The following is a 6518-nucleotide window of genomic DNA, read 5'->3' on the forward strand; positions in this document are numbered from 1 at the left end:
ACTCGGACGGATGACAACGGGCGTGTGTGCGAACGGATTTGGCCGTCGGGGAAGGGGGACGGAATGGACGAGTACGCGGGACGGGTCCTCGCCGACCGCTACCGCCTGCCGCTTCCTCCGGCGGGCTCCTTCGAGCTGTCCGAGACCCCGGCCTTCGACTCCTACAGCGGCCAGGAGGTCCTGGTCCGCCAGGTGCTGCTGCCCGAGGTGGTCGACGCCGAGGTCCTCGACGGGCAGGGCGGTACGCACGACTACGCCGAGGCCGCCCCGCCCGGCGCCCGCGCCACCCACCCGCCGGCCGGCCGACCCCGCGGTGCGCCGCGCCATGGAGGCCGCCCAGGCCGCCGCACGCATCCCCGACCACCCCCGGCTCGACCAGGTCTTCGACGTCTTCGCCGAGGACGGTTCGCTGTGGATCGTCAGTGAGGCGGTGCCCGCCCGCCCCCTCGCGGCCCTGCTCGCCGAGCGGCCGCTGACGCCGTACCGCGCCGCCGAGGTCGCCGCCGACGTGCTGACCGCCCTGCGGGTGCTGCACGCCCACGGCTGGGTGCACCGCAACATCACCGCCCGGACCGTGCTGGTCTGCGACGACGGCCGCGTCATGCTCACCGGGCTGGCCGCCGGCGCCGCCGAGGAGGCGCTCTGCGGCTACGACCCGGTCCCGGCCCCCGAGGAGGAGCCCGAGGGCACCGACGGGCCCGAGCCGCGGGCGGAGCCCGTCGCCGGGCCCCGGCCCGCACTGCCCGCCCCGGCCGGGACACGGCCCCTCGCCCCCGAGCCCGAGGACCGCGACGCCCTGCCCCCGGGTACGGATGCCCGCGCCGCCCGCGCCGGGGCCATCGCCGCCTACCGCGCCGGGGCGTCGCGCGCCGCCGCCCGGCTCGACGAGGAGCAGCGCCGCCGCCTCGGCGCGCCCCCCGGGCCGGAGCCCGAGCCCGCGCCGCCCGCCGAGGAACCCGAGGAGTGGGCGCCGGGCCGGATAGCCGACCCGTACGGCGTCGGCGCCCGCGAGGAGGGCCGGGCGTGGCACGGCGCCACCCCGCGCCCCCGCGACCCGGCCGGGGGCGAGCGGGACCGCGACGAGGAGCGGCCCCGGCTCCCCTACCAGGACCACCCCGAGCCCTACGGGACCCCGCGCCCCGCCCCCGAACAGCGCCCCGGCGACCCGTACGCCCTGCCGCCGGGTCTGCACCCCGAGACGCTCGCCCCGGGCGACGTGGAGCCCTCGCCCTACGCCGACCACGTCGTCCTGCCGAGCCCGGGCAACCTGCCCGTCGCCGCCGTCCCGTACGTGCCCGAGCAGGCGGCGGTGGAGCTGGAGAAGCCCGCGCCGGCGAGCTGGGACGAGGTCATGGCGGCGCCCCGGGCCGCCGGCGGCCCGGACACCCCGCTGGAGGCCGAGCGGGCGCGGCAGGCCCGGATGACCGTGGTCGGGGCCGTCACCGAGCGGTGGGCGCCCGAGCAGGCCGGGCCCGTGCACGACCGGTGGCAGCTCGCGGCGCCGGTCGGGCCCGCCGCCGACCTGTGGGCGCTGGGCGCGCTGCTCTTCCGCACCGTGCAGGGCCACGCGCCCTACCCGGAGGAGAGCGTCGCCGAACTGGTCCAGATGGTCTGCGCCGAGCCGCCCGCCTTCGCCGAGGAGTGCGGCCCGCTCCGGCCGGTCGTGGAGTCGCTGCTGCGGCAGGACCCCACCGAGCGCCCCGACTTCGAGGAGCTGAGCGGCTGGCTGCGCTCCCTGGTCCGTTCGGCGCCCGAGCCCGACGCCGGACGCGACATCGTCGCCGCCCCGCCGCACGAGCCGCGCAAGCTCCCGGAGAAGCGCCGCCGGGGCGAGCTGGTCCGCCGCCGGGGCAGGCGGCGCCGGGCCGCCGCGCCCACGCCGCCCGCCCGCGAGGAACGGCCCGCGCCCCCGGCCCGGGCGGAGTTCGCCGACGGCGCCGACCTCGACAGCGCGTACAGCGCGCCCAGGGCCCGGGGCCGGCAGGCGCGGGCGCCCAGGGAACGGGGCGAGCCGAAGTCGCTCGGCCGGACCCTGTTGCTGAGCATCCTCGGCGGGGTGACCCTGGTCGTCGTGGCGGCCGTGCTGTTCCTGCCCAAGGAGGGCGAGGACGAGGGCCCCGCCGCGCCGCCCGCGCCCAGCGGCAGCCGCGAGACCCCGCCCGCCGCATCGCCGGCCCCCGGCGCGGGCACCTCGCCCGACGGCGGCCAGTCCGGCCCTTCCGAGGGCGGGAGCGAGGAGCCGCCCGCCGACGGGGACGCCCCCGAGGCCGCCGACGGCTTCGCCCTGCGCGAGGACGCCGAGGGCTTCCGGGTCGCGGTGGCCAAGGGGTGGCAGCGGCAGGCCAAGAACGGCCGGGGCCAGGTCGTCTACACGAACGGCACCTTCGAGCTGCTGGTCGTCCCCGGCCGCGACACGACGAGCCGCTACGGCGACGACCCCCTCGACTACCAGCTCCAGCACGAGCGCGAACTGGACCCGTACCGCGCCTCCTCCTGGACCACCTCGCAGAACCTGCGGCGGATCGACGTCGGCGGCCGGGCCATGGCCGAGGGCACCTTCACCTGGGAGTCCGCGGGCGGCACCGAGCTGTACGTCCGCAACCTCGCGATGCTGGTCGGCGACCGCTACCACGTCGTCCAGGTGCGCGGCCCCGACGCCGAACGCGACCAGGTGGAGCGCCTGTTCGAGCAGGCGTCGGGCAGCTACACCCCGAAGTGACGGGTGCCCCCGGGTCTGGTCGGCCACGGCCCCGGTGCGGACACCGAGCCCCCGCCCCGGACACCCGGCCGCCCGGGCCGCGACCCGAGCGCGAGCCGGGGCGCTCGCCGGTCCGAAGGCCCGGTACGCGCTCGCCGGCCCGGTCGCGGTGGTCCTGAACGGCGGGGAGCGGCGGGCACAGGAGAAGGGGCCGCGGAGCGGCTTGAAGCCCTGCGCGCCGGCGCATCCGCACCTCACCCGTAAGCGAGTTCTCCGGCCTCCTCGGCAGTGTCGAGCCGCTGATCAGCGCATATGTGCCAGTGACCGCTGGCGCGATGTGAGGGCGGGGTGAAACGTACTTACCGGCGGGTACCAAAAAGCGTCGGGTGGCCGTACGCTCACGCTCATGACGGAGACGCAGGCCACCGGTGCGCGCACCGGCACCAACCCTCTCGCCCCGGCCCCCGAGGGGACCCGCACCGCGGCCGACGTGGTGACTCCCCAGGTGGTCGCGCAGCTCACCCGCGACGTGGTGGGCTCCGGCCGGACCGCCAACCACGCGCCGTTCACCGGCGAGAAGCTGGCCGACCTGCCGGAGTCGACGCCCGAGGAGGTCGCGGACGCCTTCGCGCGCGCCCGCGCCGCCCAGGAGGCATGGGCCGCCACCCCCCTCGCCCGCCGCGCCGCCGTGCTGCTGCGCTTCCACGACCTGGTGCTCGCCCGCCAGGCCGAGGTGCTCGACCTCATCCAGGTGGAGACCGGCAAGGCCCGGCTGCACGCCCACGAGGAGGTGCAGGCCGTCGCGCTGGCCGCCCGCCACTACGGCCGCAAGGCCCCCTCGTACCTGCGCCCCAAGCGGCACACCGGCGCCGTCCCCGTCCTGACGAAGATCACCGAACTGCGCCAGCCGCGCGGCGTCGTCGGCCAGATCGTGCCGTGGAACTACCCCTTCGAACTCTCGGTCGGCGACGCCCTGCCCGCCTTCGTCGCGGGCAACGCCGTGGTGATGAAGCCCGACACGGAGACCGCGCTGACCGCCCTGTGGGGCCGGGACCTGCTCGTCGAGGCGGGGCTGCCCGCCGAGGTGTTCCAGGTGGTCCTCGGCGAGGGCCAGGTCGTCGGCACCGAGGTCGTCCGCCACGCCGACTACGTCTCGTTCACCGGTTCCACCACCACCGGCAAGATCGTCGCCCAGCGCGCCGCCGCCCGGCTGATCGGCTGCTCGCTGGAGCTGGGCGGCAAGAACGCCATGCTGGTGCTGGAGGACGCCGACATCGAGAAGGCCGCGGCCGGAGCCGTCCGGGCCTGCTTCTCCTCCGCCGGGCAGCTCTGCATCTCCATCGAGCGGCTGCTGGTCCACGAGTCGGTCGCCGACGCCTTCCTGGAGCGGTTCACCGCCCTCACCAAGGCGATGAGGCTCGGCAACTCCCTCGCCTACGGCGCCGACATGGGCTCCCTCGCCGGCGAGCGCCAGTTCGAGGCGGTCCGCACCCACGTCGAGGAGGCCGTCGCCAAGGGCGCCGAGGTCCTGGCCGGCGGGCAGCCCCGGCCCGACATCGGCCCGTACTTCTTCGAGCCGACCATCCTGGACGGCGTCGAGGAGGCCATGGCGGTCTGCAAGGACGAGACCTTCGGCCCGGTCGTCTCCGTCTACCGCTTCCGCGACGAGGAGGAGGCGATCACCCGCGCCAACGCCACCTCCTTCGGCCTCAACTCCAGCGTCTGGACCAAGGACGGCCGCCGCGGCCGGGCCCTCGCCGCCCGCCTGCGCACCGGCACCGTCAACGTCAACGAGGCGTACGCCTCCGCCTACGGCTCGGTGCAGGCGCCGATGGGCGGCATGAAGGAGTCCGGGATCGGGCGACGGCACGGCTCCGAGGGCATCCTCAAGTACACCGAGCCGCAGACCGTCGCCCACCAGCGGCTGCTGCCGATGGCCCCGTCCTTCGGCATGGACGACGCCACGTACGCCGCGTTCATGACCCGCAGCCTGCGCGCCATGAAGGCGTTCCGCCTGCGCTGACCTCCGGCGCCGGAAGAGCCCGGCGCCCCGCACACCCCCGCCGCGCGCGAGGGCCCGCCACCCGGCACGGGACGGCCGGACGGGCCCGCGTGCCGGCCGGCCGCGCCCGTACGAACCGAGGAGTGCCCATGTCACAGGAGAGCTCTGCCCAGAGCCGGGACGTCACCCCGGAGCCCGCCGCGACGGCGCCCCCGACGGCCGAGGGCGGGTACGACTACGACGTGCTGGTCGTCGGCTCCGGCTTCGGCGGGGCCGTCTCCGCCCTCCGGCTGACCGAGAAGGGGTACCGCGTCGGCGTCCTGGAGGCCGGGCGCCGCTTCACCCGCGCGTCCCTGCCGCGCAGTTCCTGGGACCTGCGGAACTACCTGTGGGCCCCGGCCCTCGGCCTCTTCGGCATCCAGCGCATCCACCTGCTCGGCAACGTCATGGTGCTGGCCGGCGCGGGCGTAGGCGGCGGCTCCCTCAACTACGCCAACACCCTCTACGTGCCGCCCGAGCCCTTCTTCACCGACCCCCAGTGGGGCGCCATCACCGACTGGCAGGACGAGCTGAAGCCGTACTACGACCAGGCGAGCAGGATGCTCGGCGTGCGGCTCAACCCGACCACCACGCCCTCCGACGTCCACCTCAAGGCGGCCGCCGAGAAGATGGGCTTCGGCGACACCTTCCACATGGCGCCCGTCGGGGTCTTCTTCGGAGACGGCAAGGACGCCGAGGGGACGAGCCGCGCCAGGCCCGGCGAGGAGGTCGCCGACCCGTACTTCGGCGGGGCCGGTCCCTCACGGCGGGCCTGCAACGAGTGCGGCGAGTGCATGACGGGCTGCCGTCACGGCGCCAAGAACACCCTGAACGAGAACTACCTCTACCTCGCCGAGAAGGCCGGCGCCACCATCCACCCGATGACCTCCGTCGTCGCCGTCACCGAGGACTCCCGCGGCGGCTTCGCGGTGCGCACCCTGCCGACCGACGCCAAGCGCAAGGGCCGCGGCCGCACCTTCACCGCCCGCCGCGTCGTGCTCGCCGCCGGGACCTACGGCACCCAGACCCTGCTGCACCGGATGAAGGACACCGGGCTGCTCCCCCGCCTCTCCGACAAGCTCGGCACGCTCACCCGGACCAACTCCGAGGGACTGGTCGGCGCGCAGACCACCGACCGCCGCTACCGCAAGGCGCACGGCGCCGAGAAGGCCGACTTCACCAAGGGTGTCGCCATCACCTCCTCGGTGCACCCCAACGACTCCACCCACATCGAGCCGGTCCGCTACGGCAAGAAGTCCAACGCCATGGGCGGCCTCACCATCCTCCAGGTGCCGTACGCGGAGAACTCCTCGCGGGTCGCGGGCTTCCTCGCCAACTGCGCCAGGCACCCGCTGCTGGTGATCCGGTCGCTCTCCAACCGCCGCTGGTCGGAGAGGACCATCATCGGCCTGGTCATGCAGTCCCTGGACAACTCCCTGACCACCTACCGCAAGCCGAAGGGCATCGGCAAGGGCCTGCTCACCGCCCGGCAGGGCCACGGTGCGCCCAACCCGACGCAGATCAAGGAGGCCGGGGAGGCGGCCACCGCCATCGCCGAGGAGATCAACGGCTTCGCCGGGTCCAACATCGGCGAGCTGATCGGCACCCCGCTCACCGCGCACTTCCTCGGCGGCTGCCCCATCGGCGCCACCGCCGACGAGGGCGTCGTCGACCCGTACCACCGGCTCTACGGCCACCCCGGCATCACCGTGGTCGACGCTCGGCGGTCTCCGCCAACCTCGGCGTCAACCCCTCGCTGACCATCACCGCGCAGGCCGA

General features: G+C 75.4%; 1 protein-coding gene and 2 pseudogenes. All 3 read left to right on the plus strand.

What is annotated here, in order from left to right:
- Window positions 1–63: 63 nt before the first annotated feature.
- A pseudogene (locus Sdia_RS08550) lies at window positions 64–2719 on the plus strand (serine/threonine kinase C-terminal domain-containing protein).
- A 385-nt stretch (window positions 2720–3104) separates the two neighbouring features.
- Window positions 3105–4721 carry a succinic semialdehyde dehydrogenase gene (locus tag Sdia_RS08555; RefSeq protein WP_100452374.1) on the plus strand — a complete coding sequence of 539 codons (1617 nt, stop codon included), beginning with the start codon at window positions 3105–3107 and terminating at the stop codon, window positions 4719–4721.
- 128 nt (window positions 4722–4849) lie between these two features.
- Window positions 4850–6518 (plus strand): annotated as a pseudogene (locus tag Sdia_RS08560) (GMC oxidoreductase); the annotation flags it as partial.

It is taken from the genome of Streptomyces diastaticus subsp. diastaticus, from assembly GCF_011170125.1.
Lineage (GTDB): Bacteria > Actinomycetota > Actinomycetes > Streptomycetales > Streptomycetaceae > Streptomyces > Streptomyces diastaticus.